The organism is Granulicella rosea, from assembly GCF_900188085.1.
In the GTDB taxonomy this organism is placed as follows: Bacteria; Acidobacteriota; Terriglobia; order Terriglobales; family Acidobacteriaceae; genus Edaphobacter; species Edaphobacter rosea.
Map to the genome: position 1 here is coordinate 201,248 of NZ_FZOU01000005.1, position 19,803 is coordinate 221,050.

The 19,803-nt window shown below is 67.1% G+C and carries 12 protein-coding genes; 9 read left to right on the top strand and 3 right to left on the bottom strand.

The features are described from left to right. Nucleotides 1-14: 14 nt before the first annotated feature. The 9 genes from CHB87_RS14950 to CHB87_RS14990 all read left to right on the top strand — a co-directional run bounded on the left by CHB87_RS14950 (nt 15) and on the right by CHB87_RS14990 (nt 13,574). The gene (locus CHB87_RS14950) at nt 15-1,934 is read left to right on the top strand and encodes a hypothetical protein (RefSeq protein ID WP_089409239.1); all 1,920 of its coding nucleotides are present in this window, start codon (nt 15-17) and stop codon (nt 1,932-1,934) included. A gap of 281 nt (nt 1,935-2,215) precedes the next feature. After that, a complete protein-coding gene (locus CHB87_RS14955) occupies nt 2,216-6,079 on the top strand; it encodes a carboxypeptidase-like regulatory domain-containing protein (protein WP_089409240.1) in 3,864 nt (1,287 codons plus the stop codon). Nucleotides 6,080-6,231: 152 nt separating this feature from the next. Then, entirely contained in the window at nt 6,232-7,083 is an 852-nt protein-coding gene (locus tag CHB87_RS14960) for an STAS domain-containing protein (protein ID WP_245818016.1), read from the top strand. 38 nt (nt 7,084-7,121) lie between these two features. Beyond that, complete coding sequence (locus CHB87_RS14965; RefSeq protein WP_245818017.1) at nt 7,122-7,514, top strand: STAS domain-containing protein; 393 nt, start codon at nt 7,122-7,124, stop codon at nt 7,512-7,514. Beyond that, nucleotides 7,495-7,899, top strand: a complete 405-nt coding sequence (locus CHB87_RS14970; protein WP_089409243.1) for an anti-sigma regulatory factor — start codon at nt 7,495-7,497, stop codon at nt 7,897-7,899. Before CHB87_RS14965 ends, CHB87_RS14970 begins: the two co-directional genes overlap by 20 nt. After that, nucleotides 7,887-8,927: an ATP-binding protein gene (locus CHB87_RS14975; RefSeq protein WP_089409244.1), complete on the top strand. Its 1,041-nt coding sequence runs from the start codon at nt 7,887-7,889 to the stop codon at nt 8,925-8,927. Before CHB87_RS14970 ends, CHB87_RS14975 begins: the two co-directional genes overlap by 13 nt. Beyond that, on the top strand, nt 8,920-10,794 hold the full coding sequence (locus CHB87_RS14980; RefSeq protein WP_089409245.1) for an ATP-binding protein: 1,875 nt from the start codon (nt 8,920-8,922) through the stop codon (nt 10,792-10,794). The genes CHB87_RS14975 and CHB87_RS14980 overlap by 8 nt, the downstream gene beginning before the upstream one ends. After that, nucleotides 10,791-12,347, top strand: coding sequence for an ATP-binding protein (locus CHB87_RS14985; RefSeq protein ID WP_089409246.1), 1,557 nt, complete (start codon nt 10,791-10,793; stop codon nt 12,345-12,347). The genes CHB87_RS14980 and CHB87_RS14985 overlap by 4 nt, the downstream gene beginning before the upstream one ends. A gap of 36 nt (nt 12,348-12,383) precedes the next feature. Beyond that, complete coding sequence (locus tag CHB87_RS14990; RefSeq protein WP_089409247.1) at nt 12,384-13,574, top strand: glycosyltransferase family 4 protein; 1,191 nt, start codon at nt 12,384-12,386, stop codon at nt 13,572-13,574. Here the strand turns inward: CHB87_RS14990 and CHB87_RS14995 are convergent. The 3 genes from CHB87_RS14995 to CHB87_RS15005 form a co-directional block, all read right to left on the bottom strand. Then, nucleotides 13,540-14,775, bottom strand: coding sequence for a glycosyltransferase family 4 protein (locus CHB87_RS14995; protein ID WP_176441786.1), 1,236 nt, complete (start codon nt 14,773-14,775; stop codon nt 13,540-13,542). The two genes, CHB87_RS14990 and CHB87_RS14995, sit on opposite strands and share 35 nt — an antisense overlap. A 140-nt stretch (nt 14,776-14,915) precedes the next feature. After that, nucleotides 14,916-16,967, bottom strand: coding sequence for a TonB-dependent receptor (locus tag CHB87_RS15000; protein ID WP_089409249.1), 2,052 nt, complete (start codon nt 16,965-16,967; stop codon nt 14,916-14,918). 10 nt (nt 16,968-16,977) lie between these two features. Further along, a complete protein-coding gene (locus CHB87_RS15005; protein WP_089409250.1) occupies nt 16,978-19,701 on the bottom strand; it encodes a ComEC/Rec2 family competence protein in 2,724 nt (907 codons plus the stop codon). Nucleotides 19,702-19,803 lie beyond the last annotated feature (102 nt).

Genomic DNA, 19,803 nt, shown 5'->3' on the forward strand with positions numbered 1-19,803 from the left:
TGTCGAGGTCTCACGTGCAACTCCCGGCTCTTCCCGTACTCCGTCTCCGCGGCGCGCTCGCCGCCGTCACCTGCTCACTGGCTCTCTCACTCGCCGGATGCGGCACATCCGGCACGGCCGGTACGCCGGTGACCCCGGCCTGTACGCCGACCGTGGCTCCGGTGACCGCGCCCGCCACGCCCGTCGCGACCGGCACGCTGACCGGCGTCGCGATGAGCGTGAAGGTGCTCGCCGGCGTGCAGCCCATCACGGGCGCATCGGTCCAGCTCTACGCGGCGGGCATGACCGGTCTCGGCTCCGCGCCGACGGCGCTGGCCTCGGCGGTGACAACCGCCAGCACGGGCGCGGCTTCGATCCCCGCCGGCTACACCTGCCCGGCGACCAACTCGCAGCTCTACGTGGTCTCGCGTGGCGGCCAGGCCGGTTCGGCCGCGGCCAACTCCGGCATCGTGCTGATGACCGCGCTCGGCGCGTGCAACCAGCAGACAGCGGGAGAAGCTGTCGTCGTGAACGAGGTGACGACGGTCGCGGCGGCGTACGCGCTCTCGCAGTTCATGGCCGCGGGCGGGGTGGTGGGGGCGACCTCGACCAATGTCACCGGCATCGCCAACGCCTTCGCAACCGCCATCAACCTGGCGAACCCCGCGCTCGGCACATCGCCCGGCTCGACCTTTCCCACCAATGGCGTCTCGCCCGCGCCGCGCATCGACAGCGTCGCCAACCTGCTGAACGCCTGCACCTCGGGCACGGCCGCTACAGGATGCAGCCAGCTCTACACGCTGACCGCGAACAGCCCCGGCGTTGCGCCGACGAATACGCTCGATGCGGCCTTCAACCTCGCGCGCAACCCCGGCACGAGCATTGCGACGCGCTACACGCAGTCGCTGGTCAGCACGGCGTTTTCGCCCGTGCTCGCGGCCGCGCCGGCGGACTGGACCATGACGATCACCTACTCGGGCGGCGGCATGAACAGCCCCTCCGGCCTGGGCATCGATTCGGCGGGCAACGTGCGCGTGGCCAACTACTTCAACGTGGCGTCGGCCTTCTCGCCGATCGGCGCGCCGCTCTATCCGTCGGGCGTTACGGGTTTGGGGCTGGACAACTCCTACGGCCTCGCCGTCGACGCGAACGATAACGCCTGGATCCCGAACGAGCAGAGCCCCTACGCGGTCAACTCCTCCTTCGGTTCGGTCTCGGTGCTGAACAAGGCGGGCGCCTCGCAGGCGGGTTCGAACGGGTACTCGGCCGGTGGTCTGAACTACCCCATCGCCGTGGCGATCGATGTGAATACGACGTCCTGGGTGGTGGACTACGGCAACTCGCACCTGACGCTGCTCTCGAATACCGGTACGCCGCTTTCGGGCGCGTCTGGCTATACGACGCCGCTCTTCGCCTTCCCTGTGGCGGTCGCGATCGACGGCAACCACTACGGATGGATCGCCAACCAGAGCAGCAATACCGTGACCAAGGTCGCGCCCGACGGCAGCAGCTTCACCAACTACACCTGCTGCACCGGCGCCTCGGCCGTGGCGGTGGACCAGCAGAATAACGTCTGGGTGGCAAATTTCTACGGCGACAGCGTCTCGCAGATCAATAGCTGCGGCACGGTGGTCTCGACCGGCTATACGGCAAGCGGTTCGCTGAATCACCCCCAGTCGGTCGCCATCGACGGCGCGGGAACGGTGTGGGTGGCAAACTTCCGTCAGACCTACATTACGGAGCTGGCTGGTTCGACCACATCGAGTCCCGGCGCGGCGCTCTCACCCTCGGGAGGCTTCGGCGCGGACGCGGGCCTGCTTGAGGCCTACGCGCTCGCGATCGCCCCCAGCGGCGACATCTGGGTGAGCAACTTCGGCAGCAACACGCTGACGGAGTTTGTCGGTCTGGCGCGGCCTGTTCGTACGCCGTTGCTCTCCACGCCACAGCTTCCGTAGACAGTTACCGGCTACTCGTGCCGACGCAACTTCGCCCGCGCCTCGCTTCGAGGGCGGGCGAAGTTGCGTCGGCCGTTCTATTTGGGACTTGAATTTTTTCCCGAAAGTAAACGCTAACGGTATTTCGTCGCGCAACTTTTGTGGCAAATCACTTGACAGTGGTCCATCCAGTGGATCAGAGTTGCATTCGCGGCTGGGTGGTCCGACCATCCAGTTTGATGAGAGCGCGGCTTCCATGCGCGCCCACGAACGTCTGCAACCCTTACGCGAGGCTTCAAATCATGTACCTTACCTTCATCAGCAATGTCCTGCGACCCGGCATTCGGTCCGCTTCGCAGACTCTTCGCAACCTCTTTCTCGGGGTTGCCGCCATCTTCTTCCTGTGCGCTTCCGTCGCCAGCGCGCAACTCTCCGGCAAGGGCCAGATCAAGGGTTCCGTCCTGGACGGAACCGGAGCGGTTGTTTCGTCCGCCACCGTCGTCGCCACCTCCACCACGCGCGGCACGAAGATCACCAGCACCACGACCTCCGCGGGCGACTACACGGTTCCGGCGCTCGATGCCGATATCTACACGGTCGAGGTCAGCGCCCCGGGCTTCAAGACCACCAAGCAGCAGAATGTCACCGTCAATGCGCTGGAGACGGCGGTGGTCAATGTAAGCCTCACGCTCGGCGAGACGACCGAGTCGGTGACGATCAGCGCGGCGCCGCCGCAGCTTGAGACCACCAACGCCACCCTGGGCTCGACGATGGAGAGCGATATGTACTCCGCTCTGCCGATCGAGATGGGCGCCTACGGCCAGCCGGATCAGCGCCGGGCAACGGACTTCGCCTTCCTGATGCCAGGCGTGCAGGGCAACAACACCACCGGCAATGCCACCACCAACACCGGCATCGTCAACGGATCGGGCAGCAAGGGCGCGGTCTCGGATGTGTATGTCGACGGCGTCGCCTTTGTGCGCGCGGGCGGCAACGGCGACCCGCGTTACGTTTGGACGGCCATCTCGGTCGACGCGGTCGATCAGCTTCAGGTGCAGACCAGCGGATACTCGGCCATCTATGAGGGCCAGGGCATTCAGAACTACACCATCAAGCAGGGCGGATCGAAGTACCACGGCTCCGTCTACGAGTTTTTCCGCAACACCGCGCTCGACACCTGGGGCTTCTTCGGCTCAGCCCCCAATCCCGTCACCGGCCTTGTCAAGAAGCCGAGCGAAAACAGCAACGAGTTCGGCATCAACCTGAGCGGTCCGCTCGTACCGTTCGGACGCTTCAAGGATAAGCTCTTCTTCTACGGAAACTACAACGGCTTCCGCTACGCGAACACCACGCCCACGCCGATGACCTTCCCGACTCTCGCTGAGCGTGGCGGCGACTTCAGCGCCACCGGCGTGAATATCTACGATCCCTCGACCCAGACGGCCTGCACCTCGCACAGCACCAACGGCCCTTGCCGCTATCAGTATGGGTACGGCTACAGCGGAACGGCCGGCCCCGGCGGCGGACCCGTCGCCACCGGCGCCGCGATCAACGTCATTCCCGCGAGCCAGTTTTCGGCCGTCGCGGTGAACATGCAGCAGTTTCTGCCCTCCGTGCCCAACAGCGCGGGTCTGCTGAACAATTACATCGCACCCAACAAGAACGGCCTCGTCAACTGGTCGACGACGGACCGTATCGACTACAACATCAGCGCGGCAGACACGGTGACGATGGTGGCCGCCATTGGCCGCCAGGCCAGCTCCACGCCTGCGGCTCAGACGACCGCGGGCCGCAACGTCGGACCGATCCCCTATAACTACGGCCAGGCCTTCACCCCGAAGACGGCTGTCGGCATCGTCGAAGAGACGCACATCTTTACCCCGCATCTGGTCAACCAGATCAAGTACGGCTATGCCCGCTACAACGGACCGACCTACGACACGGATGAGCTTCCCGCCTATTCGGCCTCGTCGCTCGGACTCACCAATCTGCCTGCCGGCGCCGCGCAGGCCGCCTTCCCCATCACGACCTTCGCGGGTACGGACGCGCCGACCAATTGGGCCGGTACGACTCCGGGCGTCACCATTGCGCAGAACTACACGCTGGTCGACAACGTCCAGTGGGTCAAGGGAGCGCATACCTTCACTCTCGGCGCCCAGATCGCCTGGATGCTGTACAACGTCAACAACGCCACCGGCGGCACCACGCCGTTGACACTCGCCAACGCCGTCACGGAGACGGCCGGTATCACGGCGTCCAGCAATACCGCGCCGAAGTACGCCGCGCTGGCCAGCTCCGGTCTCTCCTATGCCAGCTTCCTCGTCGGTCAGATCGATAAGGCGAGCTACACCCAGTACCTGCAGCAGATCTTCGGCGCGCGCTTCCGTCCGATCTCGCCCTACATCCAGGACAACTGGAAGGTGAACTCGAAGCTGACGCTCGATCTGGGCCTGCGCTACGACTACTTCCCATCGATCCGGGAGGTCCACGACGCCGGCAGCTTCTTCAACCCGACCCTCGCCAACCCCGTTACCGGCGTACCCGGAGCTCTGCAGTTCACTGGAAACGGCGCAAATACCTGCAACTGCGACTCGCCCGTACATAACTACATGAAGAACTTCGGTCCACGTCTCGGACTGGCCTATCAGATTGAGCCGAAGACGGTCATTCACGCCAGCTACGGCGTCATGTTCACGCACGGCGGCGCGGTAGGCGGTTCGGCCTCCAGTCTCGGAACGCTTGGATTCTCGAGCGCTTTGAGCGCCTCGTCGAACGGCTCGCTGCTCAGCACGGCGCCGCTTACCGGAACCAACGGCGCGGTTCCCACGGCGGCGCCGGCCAGCGGCGCGGCTTCGGGCAACGGCTTCGGCACAGGCTACACCACGGCCACCGGTTACACCGGCACGCCGTCGTCGATGGGCTACGACGATCCTTACCTCGGCGGCCGCGCTCCCGAGTTCATCAACTGGACCCTGGGCTTCCAGCACCAGTGGACGCAGGCGATCGCCTCGACCATCACCTACGTCGGTTCCCAGGGCCACTTCCTGCCCACCGACGGCGGCAACCCGCGCGGCTACTACTCCGACCAGCTCGATCCGAAGTACGCGCTCACGCTCGGCTCGAACCTCGCTCTCACCGGCGCCGCGTTGACGACGTATTGCGCGGCCAATGTCAACGTCTGCCCCTCGTACACCAGCACCTTCAACACCAGCCAGCCGCTCAGCCAGTTGCTGAAGCCGTTCCCGTTCCACACGGTCAGCGACACCTTCGGCTATGTCGCCAACTCCAACTACCACGCGCTGCAGGCGTCGTTGAATATGCGTCCGTCGCATGGCCTCACGTTCATGGCGAACTACACCTGGTCGCGCTCGATCGACGATGGCGGCACCTTCCGCACCGGCTACGCCATCCCGGCGGGAGAGATCGTCAACAATCCCAATCTTTCCTATGCTCAGGACCGCATCGAGCGTACCGTCTCCACTTCCAACCAGCCCCACCACGTCGTGGTGACCAGCGTATGGAACCTGCCGTTCGGCTCGAACGTGCTCAACGGCAACCGCTATGAGCGTGCGGTCCTCGGCGGGTACAAGCTGTCGGGCATCTTCCAGGCCTTCTCCGGTTCGCCGCTGGCGATTACCGGTTCGGCCTGCCAGACCAATCCTGCGGTCTCCACCTGCGAACCGACGCTCAACCCCAGCTTCGCCGGCGGCGCTCGCCAGAACGGCAAGTGGGGCAAGGGAGTGACGACCGCTACCTACAACCAGACCAACAACCCTGCGTCTTACTTCATCGTTCCCAGCGTCGCCAGCACGACCACGACGCCGACCGGACCCTTCATCAACCCCGTGGCTCCCTCAGGTCAGACGACGGTTCTCAATACCGCCACCGTACCTGCGTACACCATCGGCAACTCGCCCCGCACGGCGCCGTATAACCTTTACGGCCCGGGCAACTACCAGCTCGACCTGGCTCTGGTTCGCAGCTTCCCGCTGCACCTGACCGAGTCTTCCCGGTTCAATATCCGCGCGGAGTGGTATAACGTCACCAATCACACGTGGTTTGCCGTCGCCAGCACCGCGGTCGGCAACGCAAACTTCGGGCAGGTAACGGCAAACACCGCCGCACCTCGCAAATCAGTACAGCTCAGCGGGCGTATCGAGTTCTAAGCCATCACTCTCCCAGCCGTACGATGCCGCTCGACCTTCGAGCGGCATCGTCGTCTGCGTGGCCGATGTATGTGTGCGGGATATGACATAATCACACTGCCGCAGATAGATCGTTTGCGGCCCCCAGAGGCCACTCCTTGAGCACAGTTACTTTGTCCCATCTTCTTCGCAGTCAAGAGTCCTCGCTTCTCGAAGCCTGGCTGGCCGAGCAGCGCCGCAGCGGAAACGTGCGCAACCTGATCGCCGACAGCGACCTCAAGCGGCAGTCTGCGGAGTTCATCCAACTGCTGCAGCAGACCGTCGCCGAGGGCGACTCGACCGATTACTCCAGCTCCACGATCTCCCGCGAGATGCGCCGCTTTCTCGACAGCATCACCGGCGACCGCGCGCAGCTTGGCTTTTCGCCCAGCGAGACGGCGACGTTCATCTTCTCGTTCAAGCGTCCGCTCTTCGAGGCGATCCGCACCAGCACGAACGACGTCACCGCGCAGATCGACGAGGTCTGGAACTCCAGCCTGCTGCTCGACCGCCTTGGCCTGTATGTGACGGAGTCGCACCAGAAGGCGCGTGAGGGTATCATCCTGCGCCAGCAGCAGGAGATGCTCGAACTCTCCACGCCGGTCGTCAAGCTGTGGGATGGCGTGCTCGCCCTGCCGATTATCGGCACGCTCGACAGCTCGCGCACCCAGACGATCATGGAGTCGCTGCTTGAGCGCATCGTCGAGACGGGTTCGGAGATCGCCATCATCGACATCACCGGCGTACCGACGGTGGACACGCTGACGGCGCAGCATCTGCTGAAGACCGTCACGGCCGCGCGGCTGATGGGCGCGGAGTGCATCATCTCCGGCATCCGTCCGCAGATCGCGCAGACGATCGTTCATCTGGGCGTGGAGCTGGGCGATGTCGTCACGAAGGCCTCGCTGGCCGACGCCTTCAAGATCGCGCTGCAGCGTACGGGCTTTGCCCTGGCCAAGCGCTCCTCGATCACAGCGGTTAAGTAGCGACAGGGGACACGATGGAACACATACCCATATTACGAATGGGAGAGTTTCTGCTGATCACCGTTCAGGTGGACATGCATGACCGGCTGGCCATGAAGCTGCAGGACGATCTCACGGAGCGGATCGTGCGCTTCGGCTCGCGCGGCGTGCTGATCGACATCTCGGGCCTCGAAATCGTCGACTCGTTTATTGGGCGCATGCTGGGCAATATCGCCTCGGTCTCGCGCATTCTGGATGCGGAGACGGTGGTGGTCGGGATGCAGCCGGCGGTGGCGATCACGCTGGTGGAGCTTGGTCTGGAGCTGCCGGGCATCCGCACCGCGCTGTCGGTCGAGCGCGGCATGCAGATCCTGCGCAGGGAGGCGGAGCTGGCCGGCCTGGAAGTGCTCAAGGACGCAAATATGGAGGAAGATGGAAATCCTCCAGAGTGACGTGCTGCAAATTCGCCAGCCCGAGGATATCGTACTGGTGCGTACAGCGGTTCGAAAGATTGCGATTGCGAGCAAACTCGGCCTCGTCGACCAGACCAAGCTGGTGACGGCGGCGAGCGAGATTGCGCGCAATACGCTGGACTATGGACTGGGCGGCGAGGTGCGCGTCGATATGGTCCGGGACGCGCGGACGGGGGTTCGCCTCACCTTCACGGACGAGGGACCGGGCATACCGGATCTGGAGCGCGCGATGACGGACGGCTGGACCTCGGGCAAGGGCATGGGACTTGGACTCAGTGGAACCCGCAGGCTGATGGATGAGTTCCAGATTGCATCCAAGGTCGGAGAAGGGACCACGGTAACGATCGCGAAATGGAGCCGCTAAGGCAGTCCGAATCACACCCCATCGAACACCCGACGCAGGTGGCGGCGGCCCGGCGCGCCGTGCATCGGCTGGGCGAGCGGCTGGGCTTCGACGAGGAGACTGTCGCGCGGGCCGAGATCGTCGTCGCCGAGCTGGCGAACAATATCCTGCAGCACGCCACGCATGGGCAGATTCTGCTGAGCGCCTCGCCCTCGCGCGACGGAGCGCGATCGGACGCGATTCAAATCGTCGCGATCGACAAGGGACCCGGCATCGCCAGCATCGAACGTGCGCAGTTGGATGGCTACAGCACGGGCTCGACGCCGGGGCTGGGGCTGGGCGCGTCGCAGCGACAGGCGCAGAGCTTTGGCATCTTCTCCGAACTGGGCAAGGGGGTCGTCGCCGCGGCCTCCGTGTCGCCGGCCGCTTCTCTCTCCAGAGGCGACGATACGGTGGTTCTGTGTACGGCGCTGCTGGGAGAGAGCGTGAACGGCGACTCGTGGGCCACGCGCACCGTCTCCGGGCGCGACCTCTACCTGTTGGTCGACGGCCTGGGCCACGGGATTCTGGCGAACGAGGCATCGAGCTTGGCGACGCAGCTCTTCCTGCAGGGGCTCGAGACGCGGCCGGGGATCGGCCTCGCCGAGCTGCTGCAGCAGATGCACGGCCCCATGCACGCCACGCGCGGGGCGGCCATCGCCATCGTCGCGGTGGATCGCGCGACGCGGGTGGCGACCTGCTGCGGCATCGGCAACATCAGTTGCGTGCTGGTGGCGCTCGATAACACGACGCGGTCGATGGTCTCGCATAACGGAACGCTGGGCCACCAGATGCGCCGCCTGCAGGAGTTTCAATACCCGTTCGATCCGGGTACGCTGCTCATCATGCACTCGGACGGGCTTTCGACCCACTGGAAGATGAGTCAGTATCCCCGGCTGGTGCATGGCGCCCCCGCGACCATCGCCGGCGTGCTCTATCGCGATGCGATCCGCGGTCGCGACGACGCGACGATCCTGGTCAGTCGGCTGACAGGGGTGGCTCATGGCTAAGTCGTCCATCGCCAAGACCGCCGCCTCGCGCAGTCTGCTCACCGTGCAGATGACGCAGGAGACCGATTTTCTGGTCGCCCGTCAGCGAGCCAAGCAGATCGCCGCCATCCTGGGCTTCGACCTGCAGGATCAGACGCGCATCGCCACGGCGGTCTCGGAGATCGCGCGCAATGCGTTCGAATATGCGGGCGGCGGACGCGCGGAGTATTTTCTCGATCCCGAGGAGCAGAGCCAAAGGCCGAGCCTGCGCATCGTCATCGCGGACAAAGGGAGTGGCATCCCGCATCTGGACTCGATCTGGGGCGGCACCTATAAGTCGACGACCGGCATGGGCATGGGGCTGGTCGGCGCGCGGCGTCTGCTCGACGACTTCGATCTGACGACCGGCGCCACGGGCACGACGGCGGTGCTGATCAAGCGGCTGCCGCGCCATGCGCCCGCGCCGCCCGCGATCTCGAAGATCGCCGCCGAGCTGGCGCAGTCTGCCTCGGGCTCGGTCGTGGGTCTGTCTGACCAGAATCGCGAGCTGATGACGCTGCTGGGCGACCTGCGCACGCGCGAGATCGAGTTGCAGACGCTGAATGAGGAGTTGGAGGAGACCAATCGCGGCGTGCTGGTGCTCTACGCGGAGCTGGAGGACAAGGCGCAGGCCGTGCAGGCGGCGTCGGAGATGAAGACGCGTTTCCTGTCCGGCGTCACGCATGAGCTGCGCACGCCGTTGAACTCCATCGTCTCGCTCTCGCGCCTGCTGCTGGCGCATACGGACGGGGATTTGAACGCGGAGCAGGACAAGCAGGTGCAGTTCATCCTGCGTTCGGCCCAGAATCTGAGCGAGATGGTGAACGACCTGCTCGATGTAGCCAAGATCGAGGCGGGCAAGACCAGCATCAAGCTGACCGTGTTCACGGTGGCCGACATCTTCGCCGGTCTGCGCGGCATGTTCCGGCCGCTGGCGCTGAACGAAAACGTCAAGCTGCACTTCGAGATTCCGGTCCGGCCGATGATGCTGCGCAGCGACGAGGGCAAGATCGCGCAGATTCTGCGCAACTTCGTCTCGAACGCGCTGAAGTTCACGGAGCGCGGCACGGTGACGGTCACGGCGGAGGAGATTCCCCCGCCCGCCGGCGCGCCGTTGTCCGGGAATATGGGTTGCGTCGTCTTCTCGGTCGCGGATACCGGCATCGGCATCGCGCCCGAACACACCGAGATGGTGATGCAGGAGTGGGGGCAGGTGGATTCGCCGAGCCACCATCGGCAGAAAGGAAGCGGCCTGGGGCTGCCGCTCTCGCGCAGTCTGGCGGAGTTGCTGGGCGGCCATGTCGACTTCACCTCGCAGGTCGGCGTAGGCTCGACCTTCCGTCTGATCCTGCCTGCGCTGGTGAGCGCCTCAAGCTCCGAGACCTCCGCGTCGGAGTCCGCCGCGCCGTTGCCGCACATCCTGATGGTGGATGACGACGAGGTCTCCCGCTACCTGCTGCGGCGTACGCTTTCGGGCTACACCACGGCGGAGATTCACGAGGCAGCCACGGGGCAGGCCGCGCTGGAGGCGATCCGGAACAACCCGCCCAGCCTGCTTTTTCTGGACCTTGTCATGCCCGGCATGTCCGGCACGGAGGTGGCTCGACAACTGCGCGCGCAGCCGCAGACGCGCGATCTTCCGATCGTTCTGCATACCTCGATGACGCTTTCGGAGGAGGAGCGGCGTGCCTTCGAGGCGCTCGGACTGACCATCCTGTCCAAACGCGCGACGGCGCTGAACGCCGGCGGCGACATCCAGATCGAACAGGACGAGTTGAACGCGCAGCTCGAACGCGCGCTCCTTCAAGTAGGTTTATGTAACATGCATCACAGGCGGCCCCAGGGATGATTCAGCCACGGAACCGCAGAATTCTGTACGTCGACGACACCGAAGAGCAGCGTTACGCCATGCGCCGCATCCTCGAAAGCGCCGGTTTCACGGTGATCGAGGCGGGCACGGGTACGGAGGCGCTGCGCGCCCTGGAGGCGCCAGGGAGCGATCGCATTGAACTGGTCATCCTCGACGTCAAGCTGCCGGATATGTCCGGCTACGACGTCTGCCGGCGGATCAAGAGCGCGCCGGCGACCGCGTCCATGCCGGTGCTGCAGGTCTCGGCCAGCTTCGCGGACCCGGTGCTGCGGGCGTCCGGCTTCTCGGGCGGCGCGGACGCCTATGTGGCGCAGCCGGTGCATCCCAGCGAACTGCTTTCGCTCGTCAACGCGCTCATGCGCACGTACGACTCCGAGAAGACGCTGCGTTTTCAGGCCCAGGTCAGCTCGCGGCTGGTCGCCTCGCTGAACTATGAGGAGACGCTCCGGAGCATTGAGACGGTCTTTCAGCCGCTCTTCGCCGACCGGTGCTACGTACTGCTGCACGGGGGCGCGGCCAATGAAGATCTCACCGCGCCGGCCGATGTCGATAGCTCTCTGCCTTTGCCGCCGGAGCTGGAGCCGCTGGCGCGCGAGGTTGCGGAGACGGGCGTATCCCGCATGATCGACAGCGCAACGCTGATTGTGCCGTTGCAGGTTGGGCGCAAACGCCTGGGCGCGCTGGTCTTTCAACTGCTCGATGCGCGGCGTGTCTACCTCGCCTCGAACCTCTCGCTGGCCGAGAATCTCGCCGATCGCGCCGCGCTGGCGCTGCAGAATGCGAGCCTCTACACCGCGCAGCAGGCCGCGCAGAAGGCGCTGGTGCAGAGCGAGAAGCTCGCCGCGGCGGGCCGCCTTTCAGCCGCCATCGCGCATGAGATCAACAATCCGCTGGAGTCGATCACGAACCTGATGTACCTGATCGACACCTCGCCCGAGATTACGCCGACGCTGAAGGGCTATGTGCAGGAGGCGCTGTCGGAGCTTTCGCGGCTGACGCACATCGCGCGGCAATCGCTGGGCTTCTACCGCGAACTCACCGGCCCGATCACCTTCGACCTGAACGAATCCGTTGAGAGCACGCTGCAGATCTACCTGAAGCGCTTTCAGGCGCGACATGTGGAGATCGAGCGCGACTACCACCCGGGCAAACTCGAGATGATCGGCGTCAAGGGCGAGATCCGGCAGGTGATCTCGAACCTGCTGGTGAACGCCTACGACGCGATGGGCGGCGAGGGGATTCTGCGGCTCGAAACCGCGCTCCTGCCGCCGGATGCGAACGTTCCCGGCGCGCAGCCGATGGTGCTGCTGCGCGCCACGGACAATGGCTCGGGCATCCGGCCGGAGAACCTGAACCGCATCTTCGAGCCGTTCTTCACGACGAAGGAGGGCACCGGCACGGGACTCGGCCTGTGGGTGTCGGAGAATATCGTCCGCAAGCATGGCGGCGCGATCCGCGTCGTCAGCCACACGGAGGGGCCGGAGCGCGGGACGAGCTTCGAAGTGACGCTGCCGGTCGGGCCGGCTGTCTAGGCTCATGCGACGGTTATACTCAACCCACACGTACCCATGAAGATCGTTCAAGCCACCTTCGGAGTCTTCCATCATTTCGAACTGGCCCGCGAACTCCTCCGTCGCGGACACCTGGAGCGGATCTACAGCACCTTTCCCTGGCGGCGGCTGCGGCGTGAGGGGATTCCGCGCGAGCTGGTGGAGACCTTTCCCTGGGTACACGCCACGCAGTTTGTGCTGGGGCGCGTGCCGGGGCTGCCGCCGGCGGTCGACGTCTATCTCGACCGGCTGCTCGGCACGTCCTTCGACAGTTGGACGGCCCGGCGGATGCCCGCGTGCGACGCGCTGATCGCGCTCTCGGGCACGGGGCTCGAGAATGGCCGGGTGGCGAGGAGCCGGGGCGGAAGGTTCATCTGCGATCGCGGCTCGACGCACCGCGTTCATCAGGCGGAGATCGTCGAGCAGGAGCATCGCATCTGGAAGCAGCCCTTTCGGCCGGACGCGCAGCGCACCGTGAGCCGGGAGCTGGCGATCTACGATCTGGCGGATGCGATCGTGGTGCCGTCGCTGGCCGCGCGGCGCAGCTTTCTCGAACGCGGCCATGCGCCGGAGAAGGTTCACGCCATCCCCTACGGCGTGCGGCTGGAGAGCTTCAGCCCGCGGGGCGCGCCGCCTGTCGACCGCTTCGAGGTGCTCTACGTCGGCGGTGTTGCGCTGCGCAAGGGCATACCGTACCTGTTGCAGGCGTTTGCCGCTCTGCGCCATCCGAACAAGCGGCTGCGCATCGTCGGCTGGATCGCGCAGGAGGTGAAGGCGCTGCTCGCCACGCTGCCGCAGGATGGGGTGGAGTGGCTGGGCGCGCTGCCGCAGTCGGAGCTGCCGGCGATGATGAGCGCCAGCCACGCGCTGGTGCTGCCCAGCATCGAGGACGGCTTCGGTCTGGTGGTTCCGCAGTCGATGGCCTGCGGGTGCGTGCCGATCTGCTCGGCCAACGCGGGCGCGGCGGACGCCATCGCGGACGGCGTCGACGGCTTCATCGTGGAGGCTCGCCGGGCGGACCTGATCGCCGGGCGGCTGCAGCAACTGGCGGACGATCCCGCGCTGCGCGAGCGCATATCCGCCGCCGCGCTGGCGAGCGTCCGCCGGTTGGGCGGCTGGACGCAGTATGGCGATCAGTGGGAGTCGCTGCTGTTGCAGCTCACCACCCCGCAACTCACGACCCCGGTAGTAGCCGCTCCATCGCCGTGACGATCCCGTCCGCTGTCCGGTCCCAGCTCAGGTCGGCCTCGAAGCGCGCGCGCGCGGTCTCCGCCATCGCGATGTAGGCCTCGCGGTCGCGCCAGAGCGTCAGCATGCGCTCGACGTAGGCGCTGGCGCGGGCGCCGTCGGGAAAGACGAGGCCGGTGACGCCGTCGGCGATGACCGAGGGCAGCGCGTCGACCGCGCGGGAGACGGGCGGCAGGGCAAAGGCCTGCGCCTCGACGAACGCAATGCCGTAGCACTCCGCCAGCGTTGGCACGACGAGGAAGTGCGAACGTAGAAAGAGCTCTTCGAGCGCCGCGCTCTCTTCCGGTACATCCTGGCGCAGCAGGCCGTGGACGGTGACGAAGCCGCCCTCGCCGGGCTTGGCGCAGATCATGGACTCCGGCAGTTTGGGGCGGCAGCCGACCAGGTGCAGCCGCACCGGCTGGCCTGCCTGCTGCATCTGCCGCGCGACCTCGACCGCCAGCGGACCGCCCTTGCGCTCCCAGTCGCGGCCGACGAAGAGCAGCTCCAGCATATCGCTCCGGCTGCGTTCGCGGACGCGCGCCATCAGCTCCTCGCGGCCGATCGAGGGGGTCCAGTTGGCGCCGAGCGGGGTGACGTGCAGCCGCTCGCTCAGTCCCAGATCGCGTCGCGTGCCGCTCTGCGAGTAGAGCCGCAGCGCCTCGCCGCAGGCCCACTGCGAGCCGAAGCAGAGCCCGTCCAGCCCACGCGCCGCGCGGGCCTCGTCTTCGGCATAGCGCGCGGCCCAGCGCGGCATCGGCTCCCAGCGCTCGTAGGCCTGCCGCCAGGCGAGCCACGGGGCGTCGCTGAACATGAAGATTTGCGGTGCGGTTGCAGGCCCGCGCTCGAAGCCGCGGCGTTCGAGATACGCCACGCACTGGCTGGAGATGGAGAGCACGGCGTCCGGCTGTACGCGCTGGATCTCGGCGCGCACCTCGCTGGCCGTCCGCTTCAGCGCGGGCACGGTCATCCAGAGCGGATGCTTCGGCGGGTTGCCGCCGAGGATCAGCCGCTTGGCGACCTCGACCGGATGCCGCATCGGCGGTCCTGGCCGGAAGACGGTCAGCCGCTCCACGCGGCGCTCCAGCGCGGCGCGCAGGGAGTAGGGAATCCCGCTCCAGGACTTTGGGTCGAAGGCATCCTCGACCGTCGTCAGAAGCAGGTGTTTGAGTTGGGACGTCATCAGTTCAAATGATAGCCGCAGGGATACGGTGGGCGCCGGGTGCCCCATCCTTCGCGCCGTTTGCGAAGGGTGGGACGTATGCTGTCTGACCATCTTACGTCCCACCCTTCGATGAAGCCGAAGGATGGGGCGCCCGAACTCTATTGGCCGCCCCAGCGGAGGCGCAGGCCGCCCAGCGCGGTGAAGGGCGTGCCCAGCGTCAGGTTCGGCGTGCGCGCGGTCTCGATGCTGCGGTTCAGCAGATTCTGGGCGGAGACGTAGGCGGTCAGATGGCGGCCCACACGGCTTTCGGCGTAGGCGTCCAGCACGAAGAAGCTGTGCAGCTCATAGAGGTTGGAGCTGTCGTCGAAGGCGTGTCCGCTCTCGCGCGCGGCCAGGGTGAACGCCGCCGGTCCTCGCCGGTAGCGGGCTTGCGCGGTGGTGGAGTGGCGCGGAACCTGCGGAATCCAGAGGCCGACGAGCGGGGGCGTCTGCGCGGCGAAGGCCGTCACGACGGCGTGCGCGTACTGGTAGCCGAGGTTGATCGAGAGCGAACGCAGAGGATGGAGCTGCGCCGCCAGCTCAACGCCTTGGCTCTGAATCTGGCCGAGGTTCTCGCGCTTCAGGGTCTGCGTCGTCGCCGTGCTCGAAAGGAGGACGGTCGAGACGGGCCGGTTGATCTCGGTCCAGAAGTAGGTCGCCTGCACGGCGGCGCGCTTCGAGGGCAGGCTCCAGTTCAGGCCGCCCTCGGCGCCGGTGGCTCGCTCGGAGAGCAGGGCGGAGTTGGCGAGCGTCGTCTGCTGGCCGACCTGGCCGGTGCGGTAGAGCTCGTTCATGGTCGGCGTACGGAAGGCGCGGAAGCCCGCCGCATGGAGCGCGAAGCCGCGCGGCAGCGTGCGGACGAGGCCGAGGCGAGGGCTGAAGACGAGCTCGTGGCGGTCGGAGATCGGGGTTGTCGTCTGCGGGGCGGTTGCGGTCGCGCGGGCGACGGTCTGGGTGGCGAGGTTGGCGGCCTCGTCCACGCGCAGGCTGCCGGCGCCTGACCAGCCGCCGTGCTCGGCGACCAGTTCGCCGAAGCCGCCGAAGAAGCGCTGCCGGGCGGAGACATCCTGCACGCCGTTGGGCGCGCCGGCGGTGTAGGGGGTCTCGAAGTCCGTCGCGCGGGTGTCGCGCAGGTCGCCGCCGGCGACCGCCGCGATGTGCGAAAGGTGGGCGGATGCGTCCGCCGAGGCGCCGAACTCCTGGGTTTCGACTCGCTGCAGTCTCGTCAGCGATTCAGACGAACGCGTCGGGGTGATGGACGAAAAGCTCTGGCGGTAGGCCTCGTCGCTGCCGAAGCCGCGTACGCGCCCGCTCACGCGCGGTCCGGCGGTCCAGTCGTCACCCGCTGCGTAGCGCCACAGGCGCGTGCCGTTGGTCTGGAGCGGCGTGCCGTTGCCGTGGGCTTCGTTCAGCACGTTGCCCATCAGGTAGGCGCGGCCGGATCGGGGAAGCGAGCGGCTGAGGACGAGGCGGCCGTTCTGGAAGTGGACGTTCGAGGGCACGTCGACCGCGCCGCGAATGCTGGGCGCGACGATGGTGTAGCCGTCGGTGCGGAAGCTCTGCCCGGCGGCGAGCGCGTCCCAGCGGCCGTGTTGGAGGTCGCCGCGCGCGCTGTCGTCGGTCGTGTCTTCGGAGCCTGCGGCGAGGTCGGCGTCGCCGAGCAATGGGCCGGGTCTGGCGGGAATCACGTCGATGACGCCGCCGAGCGCGCTCGAACCGTAGAGGTCGGAGCCGCCGCCCGAGGCCAGCGTGATCGCCTCGACCGTCTCGGGCGGCATCTCGTTCCAGTGAATCCAGCCGCCGAAGGGATCGTTCAGCGGGACGGAGTCCGACAGCACGAGCGTCCGGCTGGCGGCGGTCGAACCCAGTCCGCGCAGGCTGATGCCTTCGCTGGTCGGGTTGGCGACCCAACTGCTCGACCGGCGAAAGAGTTCGAAGCCCGCGTGCTGGCGCAGGCGCTCGTCGAGCGTCAGCGCCGGATACTGGGTCAGGTCGTCGACGCTGAGGGTGGACGTGGTGTTCGCGGTTGGCCCCATGTCGACCCCGGAACGGGTGGTCGTGACGTTGACGCTCTGCTGCACGGGCTGCGTTGGGGAGGTGGCCGGCTCCTGCGCGGCGCACGTCCCGGCAAGCAGCAACAGGGCGGGTACGAGGCGTGCGTCGGGACTCATAGCTTCGAGTCTAGCAACCGGCGGCAGGGCAGGCAGCGGATGAGCCGCCGGCGCCGACGATCTTCGCCTGGATGCCGCCGTCTCGGCCCAGCAGGAAGGTTGTGAGTCCGGACTGGTCGGTGCGGTAGAGCGTTGCGCCCGAGGCCGCGAGCCGGTCGACGACCTCCGCGCGCGGATGCCCGAAGGTGTTGGCGCGGCCCACGCTGATGACGGCGTCGCGCGGCGCGGCTGCGGCGAGGAAGGCAGCGGTGGTCGAGGTCAGGCTGCCATGATGGCCGACCTTCAGGAGCGTCACGGGCGCGATGCCGACGGCGACCATCGCCTGCTCGCTGCGCCGCTCGGCGTCGCCTTCGAGCAGCACGGAGGCCGCGCCGAACTGCAAGCGCATGACCAGCGAGTCGTCGTTCTTCGGCGCGCCGGTGTTGCTGTAGGCAGAGGCCGGCGAGAGGACTGCGATCTTCACCTCGCCCCAGTTCTGCGCGTCGCCCGCGTGCAGGTGGCGGACGGCGATGCCCAGGTCTCTCGCCTCCTGCAGGAGCGCGGCGTATCCGGTTGAGCCGGGATCGATTCCGACCCAGAGCTCGCGCGGGCGAAAGCTGCGCAGCACCGCCGGCATCCCGCCCATGTGGTCGGAGTGCGCGTGGGTCAGGGCGACGACGTCCAGCCGGCGCATGCGCCGCGACCAGAGATAGGGCGAGACGACCTCCTCACCGATATCGAAGCTGGTCTGGATAGCCGATTGCGCGGCATATGCTCCAACCGGTCCGCCCGCGTCCACCAGCATCGACCGGCCATCGGGCGCGACGACCAGCAGGGAGTCGCCCTGGCCGACGTCGAGCGCGGAGACCTCGAGCATGCCCGGCGCGCGCACGACCGGCTCCGGCCACAGCACGCATGAGGCGATCAGCGGCAGCGCGGCGACCGCTGCCCATGCGCCCCAGCGTCCACGCCGCACCGCCCACGCGCAGGCCAGCCACGCGGCGACGGCGAGGACGCCGATCCACCAGACCGGGCCGGGCACGCGGACGTCGGCAGCGGCGAGGTGGCTCAGCCGGCCGATGCCCCAGCGTACGGCGTGCAGCAGCAGCGCGGTCGCCGCGGCGGGGGGCAGCGCCAGCCAGGGGCTGGCCAGCGACGCCGCGAAGGTGAGCACGGCCAGCGGCGCCAGCACGGCGATCAGCGGGATGACCAGCATGTTCGCGGGCACGGCGAAGACGGCTGCACGATGGAAGTAAAGCGCCATCGGGAGCGCCATCACCAGCTCGGCGACGACGCCGATCAGCGCCAGCTCCAGCGTCCAGAGCAGCGCGCGGATGAGCAGGCGCGGCGCGGGGAGCGCCCATCGGCCCAGCAGCCGGGCCAGCCATTCGCCCCATAGCTCGACCATCAGGCGCAGTTGTTGCACGCGCGGAGGCAGGCGCCGGTCTGGCCCGCCAAGGCCGTGAAGATAGGGCAGAAAGCTGCGCTCGCCCAGCGGCCCGGCGATGCCCGCGATGGCGACCACCGCCAGCGCCGTCATCTGGAAGCTGGCGGTGAAGAGGCTGGCGGGCGACCAGATCAGCATCCCGAGGATGGCCGTTCCGAGGGAGTTCAACGAGTCGCTCTGGCGCGACATCAGCCGCGCGATCAGGTAGAGCGACGTCATCGCCAGGGCGCGCTGTACGGGCTGGCCGAAGCCTGTCAGCACGGCGTAGGCCGTCGCCAGGGCGAGCGTGACGGCGGTCGCGACCCAGGGTCTGAGGCGGAGCCGCCGCAGCGCCCAGAAGACGCCCGCCGCCAGCAGGGCCACGTGTAGACCGGAGACGACGAAGAGGTGGAACGAGCCGGTCCGCTCGAAGCCCGACCGTAGCGCGTGGTGCAGGCCGCTGCGTTCGCCGAAGAGCATGGCGTCCAGCATCGCCGCGTCGTTCGCGTCCAGGCGGAGCAGGGCTGGAAGCAAACGGTTGGCGTGCGCGGCGGCGAGATGATCCAAGCGCGCCGCCGCCCAGCTTTGCAGGGCCTGGATGCGGCAATGGGCTTCTTCCCAGCCGCGGGCGCTATCCCAGCCGGGACCGGCGATGTGCAGGCGGTCGGCGCGCAGGCTGCCGCGGGTGGAGATGCCCTCGGCCAGCAACTGGTCGGCGTACTGGAAGGCGCCTGGGTCGAGGTAGCGCTCGGGCAGCTTCAACCGCAGGGCCAGCTCGACGGCGTCGCCGCAGTTCAGTTTGGGTAAAGTGTCGCCGTAGACCGTGGCGCGCAGGCCGCCGGAGATCGCGATCATCCTGGAGATGTCCGGGGTCAGGTACTCCACGGCGTCGACCGCGACATCGACCGAGAGCGCATGTTCGGCGCCTTCCAAGGGCTCCTCGGCCAGCTCGCCGAAGTCGGCGATGTCCTGATCCTGCTGGGTGTTCTGTGCAGATAGAGGATGGATGCGGATGATGTGTCCGCGCACGGTGCGGCTCAGGCCGTCGGCGTAGGCCATCAGCGGGGTTGTCGTGGGCGGACGTGGCTCCCAGTGGGCCGCCGCGAGTCCCGCGAACGCCCAGACCGCGGCGACGGGGAGCCACGAACCGCGCGCGTCCCGCTGGATGAGGAACGCGGCGAGCGCCACGAGAACGAGGAGCGCAGTCGCGAGCGGCCGAGGCGCCGGGGAGATCCAGTGCTCGGCGCCGATGCCCAGCGCGAACCACAGCGCGGCGGCCGCCATGGGGGCTCGGCGAAACCGCATCCGCGTCACTTGCTCTGGCTGCATCGTGCGTCCTCGTGGTGCTCTGGGAGAACTTGTTTTTACAACATTCCGCTCATCCTACAAAGTCCGTCCTCTCGACCGGAGCATCGCGGCTGTCTCGCGACG